Below are 16,839 nucleotides of genomic sequence, written 5' to 3'. Positions count from 1 at the left end.
CGCCCCCGCCGGGATCGTCGGGGCGCTGCTCGTGCTCGCCGCCGCCATCGCCGGGGTACAGAACGCGATCGTGCACGCCGGGTGGGCGCCTGCGCCGTCCTGGCTCGGCACGCTCGCCGATGCCGTCGACGGCGCCCGCCCCCAGCCGTGGTGGGGCGTCGTCGGCGCCGCCGCCGCGGCGTGCGGGGTGTGGCTGCTCGTCCTCGCGGTCAAACCCCGCCGCCGCACCGCCATCGCCGTATCCGCTCGCGCCGTATCCACCCCCGCCGGCACGCACGCACATCCGGCCACCGGCGGCAACGACAGCGGCCGTGACAGTGACAGTGTCGCCGCCGATGTCGCCGCCGATGTCGGCGACGAAGACGCGGCCACGACAGTGTGGTTGCGGCCCGTCGACGCCGCCCGGCTGGCCGGCGACATCGCCCGCGCAGTGCCCGCGGTCACCGGCGCCGCTGCGACTGCGACGCGCAAGAAGATCACAGTCACCGCGCGGACCGTCGATACCGACACCGCCGCCGTGCGCACGCAGATCACCGACGCCCTCACCGACCGGCTCGCCCCGATCGCAGGCCAGGTCCGTATCGACGCCGCCGTGCACACCGACAAGGTGCACCGATGAGCAGGCTGATGGCGGCATGGGACCGCATCGCCACCGCGGTCGTCGGGCTCAGCGCGGTCGCCGGCGGGCTCGTGCTCATCGGCTGGGCGACGCACTGGCCGCCCCGGTGGACCGATTGGCTGCCCGACCGCGTTTCGATCGACGCCATCACCGATGTCACCGGGCAGTCGTGGTGGCCGTGGGCCGCGGGTATCGGCGGGGTGCTGATCGGCCTGCTCGCGCTGCGCTGGCTGCTCGGCCACATCCCCGTGCCCCGCCGGGACACGATCCGGCTGCCCGGCACCGGGCCGGAGGGCCGGTTGACCGCAAGCGTGCGCACCCTCGCCGACGGCGCCGCCGCCGCCCTGGCAGCCGACCCCGCCATCGGCGCCGCCCACGCCCGGATCCGCCGGGACCGCGGCACGCTCACCGTCGATGTCACCGCACAACTCGCCGCGCCGGCGGATCTGCCCGCAGCAGCCCGCGCCGCCGCCCGCACCCGGGCGGAACTGGCCGACATGTTCGGCGACACTGCGCCGCCGACCCGCATCCACCTGCACACCGGCCGCCGCCGCGGCCAAACCCGCCTGGTCCGCTAGACCGCCAGGCCGCACGGTCCGCTAGACCGCCAGGCCGCACGGTTCCCGGCTAACCTGACGGGACACCACAACGAAAGGACACCGCACGTGCGCCAGAACTTCCCCGGACTCGCCGCCTGGACGCTGCTCCTGCTGGGCATCGCCGCCGGCGGGGTATGGCTGGTGATGCTGGGCCGGCCCGACGGCGCCGCCGCATGGCCGTGGGGTACCGCGGCCATCGTGGGCCTGGCCGCCGGCGGCGCGTTGATGGTCGCGATCCGCTACCGGTGGCACAACGACCCGCTCGAACCCGAGACCACCGACGAGGAAGCCGCCGTATACCGGCGACGCCGACGCCGCCACGACGACAACGACGACCCCACCCCCGTGTAGAACCGGCCCCCGGACAGCAACGAAAGGCAGCCCATGGCCACTCAGCACACCCCGTCACGATCCGGCGCGCACCTGAGCACCGCGCAGATCAAGCAGCACCTCGCCGTCATGCTCGCCGGCCCGGCCGAGGCCGGCGCCCCGCTGGCATCAGCCGACAAGGACATGCCCGCCGCCGGTACGCCTTAGCATCACCGCGTCCTGCCCGCGGCGCATCGCTGCTGTTCAGATCGGTGACGTCCCTGATGCGTCGGCTGGTCAGCGCCGCCGCGCCCGCAGTGCCGCCGCCGCGCAGAGCGCCGCGCGAATAACGATCACCACGGCGCCGGAAGGGGCGGCGGACTTGAGTGTGCCGCGCTCGTCGGTGGCGGCGTCGCGGGCGCGGGCGGCCCGGTGCCCTGCGGTGTCCTGCGCGGCGTGGGCCTGCTCGCGTGCGCTGTCTTTGAGGTCTTGCGCCTTGTGCTGAGCCGAGGAGTTCATCTCGAGTGTCGCCGATCGTGTGCGATGGTGTTGCCCGGGCCGGCACGGTCTCGTATCCGGGATGAGTTCCCTGTGGTGGTGTAAATCGGGGCCTGACTGCACCGGCTATCCCGCTATCCTGCTCCCTCCGGCGGCGAGTACGGCCGTCGGTAGGCCGGCAACGAACCTCAATCGGTGCTGTCGAGAATCAATCGGGTCGCTTCGTGTGGTGCGTCCCATTGTGGAAAATGACCGCACCGCTCGAACCAGTGCAGCACCGCGTCCGGGAAAAGCTCCATGGCGCGTGCGGCCTGCCTCGGCACGGTCACCAGGTCACGACGCCCCCAACCGATCGTGACCCGGCCGGGCACTGTGCCAGCCGGGGCCCCCTGTTGCGTGGGCCCCTTGGTCAGGGCGTCCATGGCAGCGCCAGTCGCTGGGGAGTCGGCCAGCCCGCGCACGTCCGGCAGCACGGTCTCGCGCGAGAGCGCCCAGGGGCGCGCCGACAACTGCACCAGCAGCAGAGTCCTTCCCACAGGACTGCCGAGCAGTACTGGCAGCATGCCTCGTAGCGCTCGGACCAATCCGATCGACGGGCGCAGCGTGGCGCCGAAGACGACGACCTCGCGGTCGCTCCAGAAACCGCCCGGATCCAACGCCACGGTATCGCCGCCGACGCCCCGCCGCGCGAGCTCGAGCACCATTCGGCCGCCCATCGACTGGCCGACGGTCGAGACCCCGTCCAGGCCCTGTTCGCGGATGAAGTCCGCAACGGAATCGGTCAGCGTGGCGATCGAAACCTCGCCGGTCAACCGCGGCGTCTCGCCGAACCCCGGTAGGTCGACGGCGATTACCTCACGGTGCTCGGCCAGTTCGTCGAGGATCGGAGACCAGGACCGCCACCCTGACCCCAGACCGTGCACGAGCAACAGCGGGCTGCCGCTGCCTCGTCTCACGTGATTCAACGCCATACCGGGAACGCTAGAACCCCCGAATCTCGGGTGTTGCCCTATCCGACAGACTCCTGCGAGGTGCAGGATCTGGTCGCGCGTGCGGTTCGTCGGTCAGTTCAACTGGACAGGCCAGTCATACTCCCGTTGATGTAGTTGAAGGCGTCGTTGACGCTGCCGACGAACAGGGCGCCCAGGTTGCCGAGCGAGCCCGCGACATAGTTGAACGCGTCCTGCAACGATCCCATGGTGTTCCTCCTTGAGCAAGGGTTGCACGGGGCATCCGATCGTTAACTGCGTCGAGCGGTGGCGCCGTGCGGATGCCGATGCCCCCGGGGTTTGCGGTGCTACCGGGTATGTCGTGGCAGGGGCGGAGGGTGTTAGCGGGTGCCGCTGCGTGATATCGGCCCGTGCCCCGGCGCCTGTGTCGCCGGCGGACGCCTTATCGACGTGTGCCGCCGCCTCTGCGGCCGCCGGCGCCGAAGAGCTGTTTGAGCATGCGGAACGGCAGCGTGAGCACGTTGATGATCGTGTCGAGCACGGAGTTGAGCGCGCCTCCCGTGCGGCGGGCGGGTCCAGGCATCGGGTGGCCTCGTTTCGATCGGTTCTTCGACCAGGCATACCCCGCGGGTGGCTGCGGTATGCCTGTTCATGTCGGCTCGACTGGGTAGTGTTCGAACACAAGGTGCGCCAGCATCGCAGTCCAAGCGGCGTGATTGACCTCACCTGATTTTGTTCGCCGGATGTGCGCCGCTCAGAGCAGTTGCGTCGAAGGGTCCGGGGTAGAAAGCCGCAGCCGAGGAGCCGATCAAATCCGGCCTACTCCGCCCCCGGAACTGCACGGCGTCAACGCGCTCGACGCGGACTCCTGGACGTTGCGCCTGATCGGGGTGACGCGTGCGAATATGCAATGAGCCGCCGAACGCCTCCACCGAGTGCGGCGTGCCGTCGCGGAAGTCCTTGGCCAGGCCCAGGCAGTGCCAGCCGCGGGCGAACCGCTCGGGCGCGGCGATGGACTCGATGATGCGGACTTCCGGCTCATCACCGGATACGGAGGTGTTCTCGGTAACTGTCACTACGCTCTCCCAACCCGTCGGAACTTCGGATGCCTTGGGACACGAAGACATCCACGTATGGCGAAGTTCACAGTGTCATCGTGTGTTGGCACTTGCCAGGGGTGTTTCCCGCCATGGGGGAAGGCGCAGCGCAAGCAGGATGGCTGAGGGAGGACTCGGTCAGGTCATCACGACTGCTGTGCTCCGTGCGCCGCGGGAATCCTGCTGCGTGGATTGTCGGGAGGAGTCGACTTTCTTGCGGAGGTCGGGGCCGATTCCGGTCAATGTGTAACACGTGCGGTGCGCAGTGCACATCCTGGCAGGGCCGGGAAGACGTATCACCTCTTGTGGGGAGTCGACCATGAACAACTCGATGATGAAAGCGATCGGCGCTGTCGGCATCGTCGCTGCTGGAAGCGTGCTGGTGACCGGCGGTATCGCTACAGCGGCGCCGTCCGTGACGGTGCCGGCCGAGGCGTAGCTGACTGTCCTCGACGCGGCCCCTGTGGTTGCCGCGGCCGCGCCGGATGCGATCACCCTCGCCTGTGGTGATGGCAACGCCGCGGTCACCGACCTGACATGGGACGTCGACTTCGGCGACAATGCCGTCGGGCATCCACGTCGCCGGATCGCAGGCCCTGCTCCACCGACCAGTAACGACGCAGGTCAGATGGGTAAACAATCTCGCTCACCGCTGCACGTGCCAGCTCACTGGCGGTATAATCGAGCAAACTGCGCAGCGCAGTGTTCGGCCGGCGCCGAGCAGCACCGTCACCAGCATGGGGGCCGGCGAGCCGGTACACAGCCGTCGAAACGCCTCGACGCTCTGGCCTACCGGCCCGCCGGGAGGCCGCGTCCCCATAGCGAGTGCGTTCCGCTCCCCTCACCCTCGAGCATGACGCCCGCACCTTTCTGCCGGCCCAACAGGCTCGCCGGTGGTGGCGGCCACCGGCCTCGTACAGAGCAGGCCCATCTGCCGGACCGGCGGACCGGTCATCGTGACGACTGCACCGCGTCCGCCGGCGGAACCGACCTCACCGCACAGCATCCCTGAGAAGTCGCCGAGTACAGCCAACTTCATTACGGAAGGCGGCCATCCCCCGCCTGATGGTGCGTTCTGTCGATGGTCGGTGCGGGTACACCGCGATGCCGCACCCCCACCGAATGCGGTCAGGCGTGGTCGCCGCAGACGAGTTCTGGAATGGTGACCCACTGGTGGCGATCCAGCCACGCAAGCACCGGATCGGGAAGCTCGCCTGCCGCACCATCGCTTCCGGTGAGCAGCGGACCGTCCGCGCACCGCGTACAGGTGATAGCGCGGACATGCTCGTGGGGTTGGCAGCGTGCGCAATGCCGGGCCTCGCGGACGCCCCCGTTCTCGAGGTGCAGCCATATGGTGTCCAGGTCCTGGCGGTGGGGAATCCGGTCTTGCGGCCGCGACGGGCGGTACCCGCAGTCCGGGCACCGCAGCGGATCAGGAGCATCGGCTGCGTCCGCTGTGTTACCCGTGTTGGCGCTGGCCGGGTTCGTGCGCGCCGTCGATGTAGCCGTTGAGCGTTCGGCGAGCAGCTTGCGCCCATCGTCTCGCAACTCCCCGGTAGGCGAAACGTGCCGGTACAGAGTCTGACGGGTGATATCCAGCTCCACGCACAACGCCCCGACATGCGTGTCCTTATCGGCCATCGCCGCCATCGCCAGACGCAGCTTCGCCGGCGTCATCTTGTACGGCCGTCCACCCCGACGGCCCCGCGCCCGGGCCGACGCCAGCCCGGCCTTGGTGCGCTCGGAGATGAGCTCGCGTTCGAACTCCGCCAGCGCTGCGAAGATCCCGAACACGAGCTTGCCCGAGGCCGTGGTGGTGTCGATCGCCGCGCCCTGCCCGGTGAGCACCTTGATTCCCACACCGCGTGCGGTGAGGTCCTCGACGATCGTCACCAGATGCCGCAGGCTGCGCCCGAGCCGGTCGAGCTTCCACACCACCAGCGTGTCGCCTTCGCGCAGCGACCGCAGGCACGCCTCCAACTGGGGCCGGTCGGCCTTCGCCCCCGAGGCGCGGTCCTCGTAGATCGCCCGCTCGTCGACCCCGGCCTCGAGAAGTGCGTCGCGTTGCAGAGCGGTCGACTGCGACCCGTCGTCCTTCGACACCCGCGCATAGCCCACCCACACCGCCGACCACTCCCCTTCCACTCGCTGTCACGTATACGACCGTTCACGTGACAGTCCTCGCCCGGTGCGCCAGAGCGCTCGGCACTGTCACATAATCTGTCACTAATTCTATAGCACATGAAGGGCGACAAGTATCGCTATATGACGTCTTGTGCGCGTTGGAGGCGATGGGAGCGATGCATATCTGCAGACCGGTATCTCCTGCTCTGCAAGCACGCGCACGTCGTCCGCCTTAGACGTCTGTTGATGCCGTATAGGTACCGGTGCATGCGACTGCGATAGCATCAACTTCTGGAGGTGGCAGATGGCATTCGAGGTGTTCGACAAGCGCAACACTTCCCTGCGGCGGGCACCGTCGGTGAGCATCCAGAAACGCGGCGTCATTTCGATCAACCGCGCCGCCTACACGCTCATGGACGCCCCCGAGTGCGTGGAACTGCTCTACGACCGCGAGGGCGGCATCGTCGGCATCCGCGGCGTCGGCGACGACGTGCCACACGGCTACGCAGTACGCGGCGCCGGGCGCAGCGCCGGCACCGGTCCGGTGATGGTCGCCGGGTCGGCATTCACCGCGTTCTACGACATCGACACCACCGTCTCGCGCCGGTACCCGGCCCGCATGGACGACGACGTCCTATGCATCGACCTCGACGCGGGCACCGAGATCATCGGCAACCGCGGACGCCGCCACGCTGCCCCACCCGCTGATGCTCCCCCCGCGGCCACAGAGCACGACCGGTAGTGCTCACCGCGTGGGCCGATGAGAGCGGCTCGCAGCCAGACCGTGACCCCGGCACCTACCTCATCGCGGCGGCACTCTGCGAAGCCGACGACGTACCCGCGCTGCGCGCGGCGATGAGCGAGCTGCGCCTTCCCGGCGAGAAGAAGGTGCACTGGCATGGCAGCAGCGATGCCCGCCGCCAAGACCTGATCGACGCCGTCGCCGCCCTGCCGGTGGCCGGGTTCGTCGTCGTCCGCAGCGAGTCCGGCGCCGCTGATCGGCGCCACCGCCGCAAGTGCCTCGAGTACCTCTTGCCGAACCTCGCCGACATGCCGTGCAGCCGGATCACCTTCGAGTCCCGCGGCCAACTCGACCGCAGCGACACTGACCTGTTGCAGAAGTTCCGTGCCCAGAGGGTCGTTTCCGCAGGCCTGCGGATCGATCACGCGATCGGACGGGCAGAGCCAGCATTGGCGGTCGCCGACATCGTCTGCGGCGCCGTCGTGCAGTCCCGTGTCGGCAACGCGGACTACCTCGCCGCGCTCGGCAACGCCGTCGAGCTCCACCACGTGTGACCGAAGAGACGACGCGAGCCGCAGGCCTCGTCGTCCGGCGAGTAATCCTGCGGCTCACTTCCAACCCCACCGCGATGGGGTGGCTACACCACAACTCTAGCAAGATGGCCGCACACGGCCAACCTCGCGACGAGACTCACCTAATGTGCCCGCAACCCACCCCGTGCTGACCCGCGTGTACCCGAGGAACCTCATGCCGGCCCATACGCCTCGACAACCCCAGGAGCATCACGACTGAGACGCATGTCGGCGATACGCGTTCACAAGACAGTCTCCGGCCCGTTCCCGCCCAGGTCGTCCGCGGCGGCCACCCCTCGGGTTGGTGTCTCGTGAACCTTTAGCTTTACGAGGCACTGACCGATTGGACTGATCTCTACTACCCGGGGAGCGAAAGTGACCGCTACCGTCGCCGAAGCGATGATCGATACCGAGCTGCACAGTCTCGGACGGGTATTGCAGGACCGCATCGGCGACACGGACCCATCAGTGGCGCCACGTCGGCCACGTGCCGGCAGGACTATCTACGCGTCATGGCCTGCATCTGGGCACGTCGAACCACGGACGCGAGAGATCGCCGAGCGTCTCGGCAAGCGGCTATCCTCCCTGAGCACCTGCGCGACAACTTGTTCAAGAAGGGATTAGTCTGGGTTCCCGAGCACGGCAAGCTCGCCTTCACCGTCCCCGGGATGGAACAGTCCATCCGGCGCCAACCTGCATAGACCAGTTGTATCCGATGGTGCAAGTCCCGATCGGACCCGGTCGGAACTGGAACATCCGACTGCGACACGACGCCGCAGTCCTCGCCCGCGGAGGAGGAATGGAATGATCTGTGAATATCGGACCAGAAAGCCAACAACTGCCATACTGATTGGCCTCCTCTTTATATTTCCCTCTGTCGTTGGATGCTCAAATTCCGGCCACAGCCCCCCCCCGCAAGGATATCTACAACTATCACACCTTCCGAGTTGTGGCACACAAGTTACTCACGGGCCGAAACCATCAATCAGCGAAATGTTCCCGAATGCAGCTATAACATGCCTGATAAATTCCCGTACTTCGACCGGTGCGCGCTATGATCTAACATTGAGAACCACCGAAGGGGACCCTCTCCGATACCATTTTTTTACAGTCCCCAACTCTGACACGATAGAGCTATACTCTGATCACTCAGGCGACAGATTCGGAAAGACAGAATGGGAGCATAAAAGTTGCCTAGTACCTGAGATTTCGCCAGATCGCCTAAAGGCCTGCTTGTAGCTCGAATGAGGCTTAGATAACAGACGATTTCGCCTTATGCAGATCCCCTCACACTATAGCGGGCGGCGCCATAGCGTGATGCAGCAACTTTTCGGCACATTTATAGCACCCTAGGGCAGGGCCCTGGAAAGGCCGGGTAGGGGCGCTGCAACCTCCGACTTCGCTTCAGTGTGACCGGCGTGGCGGGTGGGAAGGATGTGACCTACGGGATTGAATGGGGTTGCGACACCAACCAGCCCCGAGGTCACATCCGCATGCCGTCACCTCCCACGCCGCCCGCCACCGCGACACCGACTCGCCACGAGCGTCTGCTCGAGGTTCTCGAGACCGTCCCGGACCCGCGTGACAGGCGCGGTATCCGCTACTCGTTCGCCGCGATCGGCCAGTGATCCGCTGCGGCCACCGCCGAACATATCGCCGCGTTCGACCTGGGCGGATCGGCCCTGCCGGACGAATCGACGCTGCGCACACCGTCTGTGTCGCATCGACGCCGACGCCCTCAACTCCGCACTCGGCGCATGGCTATGGACGCGCACCTTCCACGCCGGCGCGTCACCCGCACCGTGAAGGTCGCCGACGTCCCGGCGTGGATCGTTCTCCCCGAAGCCGCGCAGGTGGCCCAGCTACGCCGTACCGTCACCGGCCGTGGCAAGAAGTCCGTCGAGGTCGTCTAACTGATCACCTCGGCAGACCACACCGTGGCGCCTCCGCCAGTACTGTCCACGTAGGGCCGCGGACACTGGGGCATCGAGGCGCTGCACCACGTCCGTGACGTCACCTTCGGTGAAGACCTGTCCCAAGTGCGCACCGGGCAGACGCCCCGGATCATGGCGTCCTGCCGCAACACGGCCGTCAGCTTGTTGCGCATCGGTGGCTGGACCAACATCGCCGCCGGGCTACGACACCACGCCCGATGGCCCGACGACGCGCTCACACTCGCGCTGACCTGACCAGACTCTACAATCCCGTGACCCTGCACCCTAGGGATGTGAAAATGGTATTGCATTCGCTATTGCATTCTGCATTTCTTTTCTAACTTCTCCCCTATCCTCGACGGCACGGCCTCCTGCCACTTTCTGCTGAGCTCGGTTAGACGGTGAAGTAACCGGAACGTCCCCTGATACCGGAACCGCGGTATACCAATTCTCAGCCTCAGAATACCTAGCCGCAATCATGTAACTCTGGCCGGGGACCAGCAGAGCATCACCTTTCTCAACGTAGGAAACATCTTCTTTGATTCCACCGGCTTGATTTATGACTATAGTCCCACTCGTACTACCTTTTAGCACTTCTGTGACCTGCGCCCGATACTGAGTCTCCAGAACGCCACGGCGCGTAGTCGAGCCAAGAGACTCAGTGACGTCCGCAAAGAATATGTCCGTCGCGAATCCTGCGACTGCTGCGGGATTCGATCGGTCGATGACGCTATTTGAGTGCGTGTACATAGTTCTGGCTGTGGAATTGCTGCTGTCCACTGGATCGGACACACTCCCCTCTGCACATGCAGTGAGAGAAACCAATAGGGCTGCGCCTACGACGATAGCGTGGCGAGCGAATGATCTGCACGGCGACTGCGTAACCACTTTCATTCCCCTCTCATCCCCAAAGGTACCGGTATACTGCGGTATCCAACTTATTCGGTTCTGTGGTGCTCGCCAAGCGTTCGGCATCAGACTCGCTCATTATCTGCGACTTGCAGGAATGGTCGAGGCCGAGTGCGTGCCCGAGTTCATGAGTGAGAACTACTTTCCGTTGGGTCGGAGTATATGAATCGGTGTAGGCGATATTGAGTACGATCTGATCCGATAGCACCGGATAGTATGTATACTGCCCCGAGTAGTCGACGTCAGGCAAGTTCACTTCATTCGTCGTCACATCAAAGCCAAAGATGCCGGATTCTTTAATGTTAATTGATCCAAGCGCGTTCCAGTCATTGACTGCGCCGGCCCATGCGTCACTCGATGATTGTTTTGTCCAGTCTGCGGAGTATGCAATCTCACGGCCGTCAACTGCACTATGCCCTAACTTATACGCATCTATGTTTGTAACGAGTATTCCACCCTGGAAGTTCTGCGCATTCTCGTTGCAGCCAACGTTCCTCGTGTCCTCAGTCGGGTAACCGTAGACACCGTTTTCCCAGTTGGCTGCACTCCAAAGCGATTTGATGCGGTTCAGCACATAGTGCGTACCTGTACTCGCGGACCAGTATATCGATCCACTTTGGAAGTGCTGTCCGAATCCACCTGTGACGGTCGCAAACTCATTAGTTACTGGATACCCAAGGACACTGAGTTCCCAACCCTCAGTCTCCCATTTATCACGGATAGCGCCCCACACGGTGTGCGCGTCTGTCGTTGGCGACCAGTAAATTGACCCGCCTTGAAAATGGTTATGCCGTCCGACCCCGTCAGAGTTGATTATTTCATCAGTCGTTGGATACCCAAGTGGGCCGGACTCCCATTGCTGTGCCGCCCACTCTGCGCCGATGGCGCCTCCGATCTGATGAGCCCCGCTGGACGGCGACCAGTAGATCGAGGCGTCGTTTTCAAACGAGCTTCGTTTGCCGATACCGTCTGGGTTCGTGATTTCGTTCGAAGTGGGCGGTCCCATGAATCCGCCTGGGCCGCCGAGCTGGTTGTACTTGTCGAGAATCAGGCCGCATACCGAGAACCATGTGTTGAGACGCGGGTTGAAGAAGTTCGTGCAGCCCATCGGTGCGACGGCAAGTGGCTTCTTTTCCGGCTCAGTGTTGGGAGCCGCGGTAGGACTAGCGGTGGCGGGGCGAAGCGGCATCGTCGGGCTTGGCGAGGGCAATGTGCTGAGCTCTGGCACGCTGCTGCCGGTGGTTTTTCGATTTGGCATGTTGGCGTCGGAAACAGCGCCTGAGGGATCCGATGGCCTTTGCGACGTGGTCGTGGGCGCGCTCGTGGTCGTGGGCGCGCTCGTGGTCGTGGGCGCGCTCGTGGTCGTGGGCGCAACGTTCGAAGTGGCGGTCGGCGTGGCACTTGATTCTTGGATGTTCGGCGCTGCGCTTGCGGTCGCGGCGACTGTAATGAGCAGCAACGCGGACATCGTGGCCGCCGCGAACGAGCGGGCACACTGTGATTGGCCTGTGCGGCGGAATCGCTTCGATTGAACTGTGCCGCTGCGCGACTTTGTCACTCGTCCCCCTCATGTTGTTGTCCTTGCGCTCGTCGTGAACGATCTTGAGGCTAAGGGGTATCGACCGGCGCTGTAGCGAGTTTGCGAGTTCTGTCCTGGTCTCGGTTGCATAACGAACGTGACGCTGCTGTACGCGGCGATGACCGCCGAGGACTGCCATCTGGGAGGGTGGCTCGAACGACATAAGAACGATGTCGGGCTCCACACGACAAGGTCTCGATTGTGTGCGTCTTCGACATGCGGTGGATGGATGTCACCGCGGGGCGGTTGTGAAGTCGTTGGTGCAGCGTGTCGTGGCCATGACACGCCGTTGAGGGCGCAGAAGCGCAGCGGGCACAACGGGATCCGCGATCATGATGGGTGATTAGCGTCCACGCGATCGATCAGAGCCTCGTTGTGCCGCCTGCCTGTCGCCGGTGATCCCCGCCGCGGTTGCAGCAGTACCCCGATTCGCCTACCTGGCCTGCGGTGATATTCCGGTCGCGGTATGGGATGTACTAGACACGGCCCCCGAACCGCGTAAACCCCGGGGACGCCGGCATCGGCTGGCGCCGTGACCGTCGTCGCCCGCGCGGCGGTCGTCGCCGGTGCGCGCACGATCGCCGAGATCAGCGAGTGGATCGCGGACCTGCCCCGGTGGGCGTGGCTGCGGTTGGGTATCGGCTGGCCGGTGCGTGTCCGCGTTCCTGGACCCGGTGGGTGACGACCCACCACGACTTGGTGGGAGGAGAAGTGCTGTCGGCCGCTTGCAGCCGTCCGCTTCTCTGTGTTTATCGGCTGTAGGTGTTGCCGCGCTCAATGGGGACGCCGTATCTTTCGACGATGGCGGCGACGTGCCACCACCAGCGGGCGGGCATGCCTGCGTGTTCTGGCCATGCGGCGTGGAATGCGGCGTCGTCGTCGGGGGATGCGAGTACGAGCGGGGCGGGACCAGCGTCGGCGGCGCGGTCGGCGACGAGGGCTCGCGCGGCGTCGGCCGCAGCGGAGCGGAGTGCCGCGAGGTCAGTGGCGATGCCGGCCGGGATAGTCTCTTTTCCTGACTCCCACCGGCGGTACCGGCGTAGGTCCACGCCGAGAATCCGGGCGAGGTCGTCGCGCGGTAGACCTGATTCCATGCGCAACATCGTGAGCCGGGCGGGGCTTAGCATGGTGCTCATGCAGCGGCTCCTTCGTCGTGGGGGTCTGCGCCGAGGGTGCGGCGCAGGATGTGCAGCCGTTCTGCCTGGGTGCGTTGCCGGCGGCCGTGTTCGACCAAGATGGGGAACAGCTCGTCGGTAGCGGCAGCCTCGGCGGCGTGGGCGATCGTAGCCGCGAGCGCCGTGTAGCTGCGTCGATAGGCGGCGGTGACCACGTCGAGGGCGTGGGATGCGGCGGCTGCGGGTTCGGCTCCGAGAGTGATGATTCCGCGTAGTGCGGTGTGCACTGTGCGCGGCACTTCGTCGGTGCCGGCAGCGGTGAGCCGGGCGAGCACGGTGGCCGCGTCGTGCGGCTGGCCGGCGCGGACCTGCCGCTGCCAGGCTGTGTAGATCGTGGCGTGGGCGGGCCTGATGAAGTCGGCGGCGTGCACACGCTCGGCGATCAGGCGTGCCCGGGTGGTGTCGCGGAGCCACAGTGCGGCGCACAGCAGTGTCACCTCGGTGTCCAGCTCGGCGGGTAGATCCTCGTCCATCGCGGCCTCGTTCGTGTCGACTGTACGGCGGCTTGCCAGGTGTGCGCTCGTGGAGTGCCGTGGCGCCCTCACCGGCGGTGGCGGTTAGCGGGTGATCTGCGCGATCCGGTCGGGCCGGTGCCCAGACCAGTGGATCAGCTCATCATCGGCGCGGCCGGGTCCCTCGATGATGACGACGACGGGAAGCTGCCGGTGCCCGAGCGTGTCGGTGACGAACGCGCGTGCCTCGTCGTCGTCGGTGATGTCCTCTTCGGTGTAGGGGATCAGTCGGCGCTCGAGCGCCATTTTGGTCATGCGGCACGACTGGCACTGCCGGGAGGTGAACACACGCACGCGGATCGGGTCATCGCTGATGATGTCGCGCACGCATGCATGCAGTGTGACCTGTCCGGCGTCTTCGTATCCGGCGAGGTCGTTGAACAGGTCATCCTCGTCTGCGGCGTGGTCGGGGACGGTCACGGTGAGGGTGTCGGTGCGGGTGTAGGTGATCTGTCGCATGGTGTCCTCCTGGGGTACCGGGGTGGGCCTGATGCCCTCCCCTGGGGGTGTCGGATTCCGTCCCTTCCGGCATACTCTATTGTAGTCTATTAGGCGTAGGGTGTCCATTGGTTTCGGTGGTTCGTCCTGCTTGTGTGCGCCCCGGCCCCGTTCGGTGGGCCGGGGCGCCGGCATCACATTTCGCTGATGCGTTGGGCGATGATCTCGGCGTCGGTGGGTTCGGGTGCGTCGGTGCCGAGCTCGGCGTGCGCTCGGTGTTCGGCGTTGTTGATGGTCTGCTCGATCAGTAGTGCGAGCCGGTCGAGGTCGCGGTCACCGAGTGCTTGACGAAGTGCGACGGCGCGGTCGGCGTCGTAAGTGATTTGGTCGTGGAAGAAGTCGCGGTAGGCGTCGGCACGCTCGGCGTCGGTTCCGGCCTGGATGCGGGTGTCACTGTCGGTGAACATTGTCGGCTCCTTGTCGGTAGTGGCCGTGGTGCGGGTCTACAGGGCCAGCAGGTCGGTGGCCAGGTCGGCGTCGGCGACGGCGACCAGTGCGGCGTCGAGCGCGTCACTGTCGCCTGCGGTGATATGGCGGGTGTCGCGAGGGCCGGTGACGACGAGGATGTCGCTGCCGTTGGCGTCGACGGCGCCGCGGATGACGGGCTCGGTTCCGGTGAGGGTGTAGGTCTCAATGGTCTGTCGCATGGTGTCCTCCTGGGGTGCCGGGGTGGGCCGGTTGCCCTCCCTCGCGGGTGTCGGATTCCGTTCCTTCCGACATACTCTATTGTAGTCTATTAGGCGTGTGGTGTCCACTGGTTTCGGTGGTTCTTCTGGCGTGTTTTCGCTGTATATGGCGGTGGGCCGCCCCTTGGTGCGGGGCGGCCCACGGTGGGTGGTCGGGGTGTTATTCGGTGTGGTTTCTGGTGATGGTCCAGTGGCCGGGGGTGATGCCACAGGCTGAACCGTCCCGGGTTCTCTGCCGCTTCTATGCGGGGAGGGTCTCTCGGATGAGAGAGTCGTAGTAGGCGGCCTCGTACTCGACGGGGCTCGTCATTCCGAGGCTACCGTGGAGCCGGCGATGGTTGTACCAGTCGACCCAGCCGGCGGTCGCGTACTCGACGTCAGCGATCGTCTTGAATGGCCCGGAGTGGAAGATCGTGGTGCGGACGCATTCGGCCTTGTAGAGGCCGTTGATTGTCTCCATGAGGGCGTTGTCATATGCGTCGCCGACGGACCCGATCGACGGGGCGATGCCGTCGAGGGCGAGTTTGTCTGTCCACGCAACGGACGTGTACTGAGACCCGGCATCGCTATGCGCCCGCAACTGGTCGGGCTCGACGGGCCGGCCCTGGCGGCCACGTTCCCACAGCGCCATTCTCAGCGGGATCATCACGAGATCGACGTGCTTGGTGGTCTGTACATGCCAGGCGACGATGCGCTGGGAGAACACGTCCAGGATGAACGCGACATACACCCAGCCCGCCCACGAACGGACATAGGTGAAGTCCATGACCCAGGTGTGATCCGGCCGTGGCGCGGTGAAGTCCCGGTTGAGCAGGTCACCGGCACGGATGCCGTCCTTGGCGGGAATGGTCGTGCGGATCGCTTTCGCCCGGGTCACGCCCGTGAGGCCGAGCATGCGCATCGCGCGGTCGACCGCGCCGCGGGACGCGTCGGGGATCGTGGTCCGACGGATCAGCGCAGTCATCTTCTTGCGCCCGTACAGGCCTTCCGGTGTCATCTTCCGCCGCACGCCGGCTGCAGTGTCGACAATGTCGGTCCAGGCGGCGTCACGGACGGCATCGACGACCAGGGCATCGGTGATGGTCCGCGCGGCGATGCGGGGCTCGGCCCACGCCCGATAGGTGCGCGCAGCGATCTTCACGCCCTGCTCACGCAGGACGCGGACGATCGACTCGACTGCATGCCCTTCGGCCCGCATCTGATCGATGAAGCCCATCATCAGCGGTTGCGGGGGTCGAGTTCCCCCGCGAAGAAAGTCGTCGCTGCCTTCAGGACCGCGACGTCATCGCGCAGCCGCCGATTCTCGGCCTTGAGGCGTTTGATCTCGGCGTGTTCTTCACTGGTCCGGCCGTCTCGGCCGCCGGCATCGATCTCAGCCTGGATAACCCAACGACGCAGGGACTCCACACCCACACCTTCCTGCCGGGCCACGGCCGCGACAGCCCGCGCGTTCGAGGGGTACTCGGAGCGGTGCTCGAGAACGAGCCTCACGGCCCGCTCACGCACCTGGGGATCGATCTTCTTCGGCATGACGCCATCCTTTCAACTCGAAAGGAAGCGGCAACAAACCTGGGACGGTTCAGGGTGCCGCGCATGTCGTTGGGGATGGTTGCGGGGGTGTAGGTGGTGTGGGTCATGGTGTCCTCCTGGGGTTGTGGCGAGTGCCTGTTGCCCTCGCCGGGGTGAGGTGGGAGCGGGTCTGTACCCCCGTGGTCCCCCCCTCATCTTTTTTGCCAATGAAGGCACGCAGTGCCTGCTTCCCGCTGCGAGCGGCGGACTGGGGGTCGTGGAATAAAGAGCGGCCGGAGCCTGCGGAGGCCGCGGTTTATGCCGCGAAAGCCCCCGGGGAGCCGGGAGAGCGGGATTATGCTGCCGAAGGCTTCATTGGCAAAAAGATGAGCGCCGAAGGCGCTGTACTGTCGGCGCCCCCTCGGGGCGCCGTCGACGATGCGGCCGGCCCCGCCCGGCCGGCCCGCCGGCAGGCGGGCCGCTCCCCCACCACCGCCGCCGCGCCCCCAGGGCCGGCCAGGCAGGCA

Annotated in this window: 23 protein-coding genes and 1 pseudogene; 11 read left to right on the top strand and 13 right to left on the bottom strand. The window is 65.8% G+C overall.

Going from position 1 to position 16,839, the window contains the following annotated elements:
* From JJ683_RS17115 to JJ683_RS17100, 4 genes are all read left to right on the top strand, one after another.
* Positions 1 to 619 (top strand): DUF6286 domain-containing protein (locus tag JJ683_RS17115; RefSeq protein WP_200175895.1); only part of this gene is annotated, 619 nt, incomplete at its 5' end.
* Complete coding sequence (locus tag JJ683_RS17110; protein WP_200175893.1) at positions 616 to 1,197, top strand: Asp23/Gls24 family envelope stress response protein; 582 nt, start codon at positions 616 to 618, stop codon at positions 1,195 to 1,197. The genes JJ683_RS17115 and JJ683_RS17110, both read left to right, overlap by 4 nt.
* 87 nt (positions 1,198 to 1,284) lie before the next feature.
* Positions 1,285 to 1,569, top strand: a complete 285-nt coding sequence (locus tag JJ683_RS17105; RefSeq protein WP_182360572.1) for a hypothetical protein — start codon at positions 1,285 to 1,287, stop codon at positions 1,567 to 1,569.
* A gap of 33 nt (positions 1,570 to 1,602) precedes the next feature.
* Entirely contained in the window at positions 1,603 to 1,755 is a 153-nt protein-coding gene (locus JJ683_RS17100) for a hypothetical protein (protein WP_200175892.1), read from the top strand.
* 69 nt (positions 1,756 to 1,824) lie between these two features.
* On the opposite strand, the gene JJ683_RS17095 is transcribed toward JJ683_RS17100, so the two are convergent.
* From JJ683_RS17095 to JJ683_RS19830, 6 genes and pseudogenes are all read right to left on the bottom strand, one after another.
* Complete coding sequence (locus JJ683_RS17095; RefSeq protein WP_200175891.1) at positions 1,825 to 2,046, bottom strand: hypothetical protein; 222 nt, start codon at positions 2,044 to 2,046, stop codon at positions 1,825 to 1,827.
* A 167-nt stretch (positions 2,047 to 2,213) separates the two neighbouring features.
* Positions 2,214 to 2,996, bottom strand: coding sequence for an alpha/beta fold hydrolase (locus JJ683_RS17090; RefSeq protein WP_200175890.1), 783 nt, complete (start codon positions 2,994 to 2,996; stop codon positions 2,214 to 2,216).
* Between the two features lie 98 nt (positions 2,997 to 3,094).
* Complete coding sequence (locus JJ683_RS19505) at positions 3,095 to 3,223, bottom strand: hypothetical protein (protein WP_277952158.1); 129 nt, start codon at positions 3,221 to 3,223, stop codon at positions 3,095 to 3,097.
* A 194-nt stretch (positions 3,224 to 3,417) separates the two neighbouring features.
* Positions 3,418 to 3,558: a hypothetical protein gene (locus JJ683_RS17085; protein WP_200175888.1), complete on the bottom strand. Its 141-nt coding sequence runs from the start codon at positions 3,556 to 3,558 to the stop codon at positions 3,418 to 3,420.
* 325 nt (positions 3,559 to 3,883) lie between these two features.
* Positions 3,884 to 4,051 (bottom strand): annotated as a pseudogene (locus JJ683_RS19285) (3-ketosteroid-9-alpha-hydroxylase); the annotation flags it as partial.
* Between the two features lie 1,149 nt (positions 4,052 to 5,200).
* Complete coding sequence (locus JJ683_RS19830) at positions 5,201 to 6,217, bottom strand: recombinase family protein (protein WP_425584539.1); 1,017 nt, start codon at positions 6,215 to 6,217, stop codon at positions 5,201 to 5,203.
* A 283-nt stretch (positions 6,218 to 6,500) separates the two neighbouring features.
* Between JJ683_RS19830 and JJ683_RS17070 the strand changes: the two genes are divergently transcribed.
* The 5 genes from JJ683_RS17070 (at position 6,501) to JJ683_RS17060 (ending at position 9,423) form a co-directional block, all read left to right on the top strand.
* Complete coding sequence (locus tag JJ683_RS17070; protein WP_200175887.1) at positions 6,501 to 6,938, top strand: hypothetical protein; 438 nt, start codon at positions 6,501 to 6,503, stop codon at positions 6,936 to 6,938.
* Positions 6,938 to 7,492, top strand: coding sequence for a hypothetical protein (locus JJ683_RS17065; protein ID WP_200175886.1), 555 nt, complete (start codon positions 6,938 to 6,940; stop codon positions 7,490 to 7,492). Before JJ683_RS17070 ends, JJ683_RS17065 begins: the two co-directional genes overlap by 1 nt.
* 353 nt (positions 7,493 to 7,845) lie before the next feature.
* Complete coding sequence (locus JJ683_RS19860) at positions 7,846 to 8,211, top strand: DUF8462 domain-containing protein (RefSeq protein WP_504739236.1); 366 nt, start codon at positions 7,846 to 7,848, stop codon at positions 8,209 to 8,211.
* A gap of 792 nt (positions 8,212 to 9,003) precedes the next feature.
* Positions 9,004 to 9,138, top strand: coding sequence for a transposase family protein (locus tag JJ683_RS19280; protein WP_242474812.1), 135 nt, complete (start codon positions 9,004 to 9,006; stop codon positions 9,136 to 9,138).
* Positions 9,139 to 9,267: 129 nt separating this feature from the next.
* On the top strand, positions 9,268 to 9,423 hold the full coding sequence (locus tag JJ683_RS17060) for a hypothetical protein (RefSeq protein WP_200175885.1): 156 nt from the start codon (positions 9,268 to 9,270) through the stop codon (positions 9,421 to 9,423).
* A 922-nt stretch (positions 9,424 to 10,345) separates the two neighbouring features.
* Here the strand turns inward: JJ683_RS17060 and JJ683_RS17055 are convergent.
* Positions 10,346 to 11,461, bottom strand: coding sequence for a matrixin family metalloprotease (locus tag JJ683_RS17055; RefSeq protein WP_200175884.1), 1,116 nt, complete (start codon positions 11,459 to 11,461; stop codon positions 10,346 to 10,348).
* Between JJ683_RS17055 and JJ683_RS17050 the strand changes: the two genes are divergently transcribed.
* Both JJ683_RS17050 and JJ683_RS17045 read left to right on the top strand, forming a co-directional pair.
* Entirely contained in the window at positions 11,439 to 11,885 is a 447-nt protein-coding gene (locus tag JJ683_RS17050; RefSeq protein ID WP_200175883.1) for a hypothetical protein, read from the top strand. The genes JJ683_RS17055 and JJ683_RS17050 overlap by 23 nt on opposite strands.
* Before the next feature lie 579 nt (positions 11,886 to 12,464).
* Entirely contained in the window at positions 12,465 to 12,614 is a 150-nt protein-coding gene (locus JJ683_RS17045; RefSeq protein WP_200175882.1) for a hypothetical protein, read from the top strand.
* Between the two features lie 67 nt (positions 12,615 to 12,681).
* Here JJ683_RS17045 and JJ683_RS17040 read toward each other — a convergent pair whose 3' ends face one another.
* The 6 genes from JJ683_RS17040 to JJ683_RS17015 all read right to left on the bottom strand — a co-directional run bounded on the left by JJ683_RS17040 (position 12,682) and on the right by JJ683_RS17015 (position 16,333).
* Positions 12,682 to 13,068, bottom strand: a complete 387-nt coding sequence (locus JJ683_RS17040) for a helix-turn-helix domain-containing protein (protein ID WP_200175881.1) — start codon at positions 13,066 to 13,068, stop codon at positions 12,682 to 12,684.
* Positions 13,065 to 13,580 carry a DnaB-like helicase N-terminal domain-containing protein gene (locus JJ683_RS17035; protein WP_200175880.1) on the bottom strand — a complete coding sequence of 172 codons (516 nt, stop codon included), beginning with the start codon at positions 13,578 to 13,580 and terminating at the stop codon, positions 13,065 to 13,067. Before JJ683_RS17035 ends, JJ683_RS17040 begins: the two co-directional genes overlap by 4 nt.
* 84 nt (positions 13,581 to 13,664) lie before the next feature.
* Positions 13,665 to 14,078, bottom strand: a complete 414-nt coding sequence (locus JJ683_RS19500) for a glutaredoxin family protein (RefSeq protein WP_200175879.1) — start codon at positions 14,076 to 14,078, stop codon at positions 13,665 to 13,667.
* A 173-nt stretch (positions 14,079 to 14,251) separates the two neighbouring features.
* On the bottom strand, positions 14,252 to 14,524 hold the full coding sequence (locus JJ683_RS17025) for a hypothetical protein (RefSeq protein ID WP_200175877.1): 273 nt from the start codon (positions 14,522 to 14,524) through the stop codon (positions 14,252 to 14,254).
* A gap of 36 nt (positions 14,525 to 14,560) precedes the next feature.
* Positions 14,561 to 14,764 carry a hypothetical protein gene (locus tag JJ683_RS17020; protein ID WP_200175874.1) on the bottom strand — a complete coding sequence of 68 codons (204 nt, stop codon included), beginning with the start codon at positions 14,762 to 14,764 and terminating at the stop codon, positions 14,561 to 14,563.
* Positions 14,765 to 15,044: 280 nt separating this feature from the next.
* Positions 15,045 to 16,333, bottom strand: a protein-coding gene (locus JJ683_RS17015; RefSeq protein WP_200175872.1) for an IS3 family transposase whose coding sequence is annotated in 2 segments (ribosomal slippage) — positions 15,045 to 16,060 and positions 16,060 to 16,333 — 1,290 coding nt in all. Because the reading frame shifts where the segments join, the coding sequence is not laid out codon by codon here.
* Between the last annotated feature and the right edge of the window lie 506 nt (positions 16,334 to 16,839).

This window comes from Tomitella cavernea (genome assembly GCF_016599145.1).
Taxonomy (GTDB): Bacteria; Actinomycetota; Actinomycetes; order Mycobacteriales; family Mycobacteriaceae; genus Tomitella; species Tomitella cavernae.
This window is presented reverse-complemented; position numbering and strand designations above follow the sequence as displayed.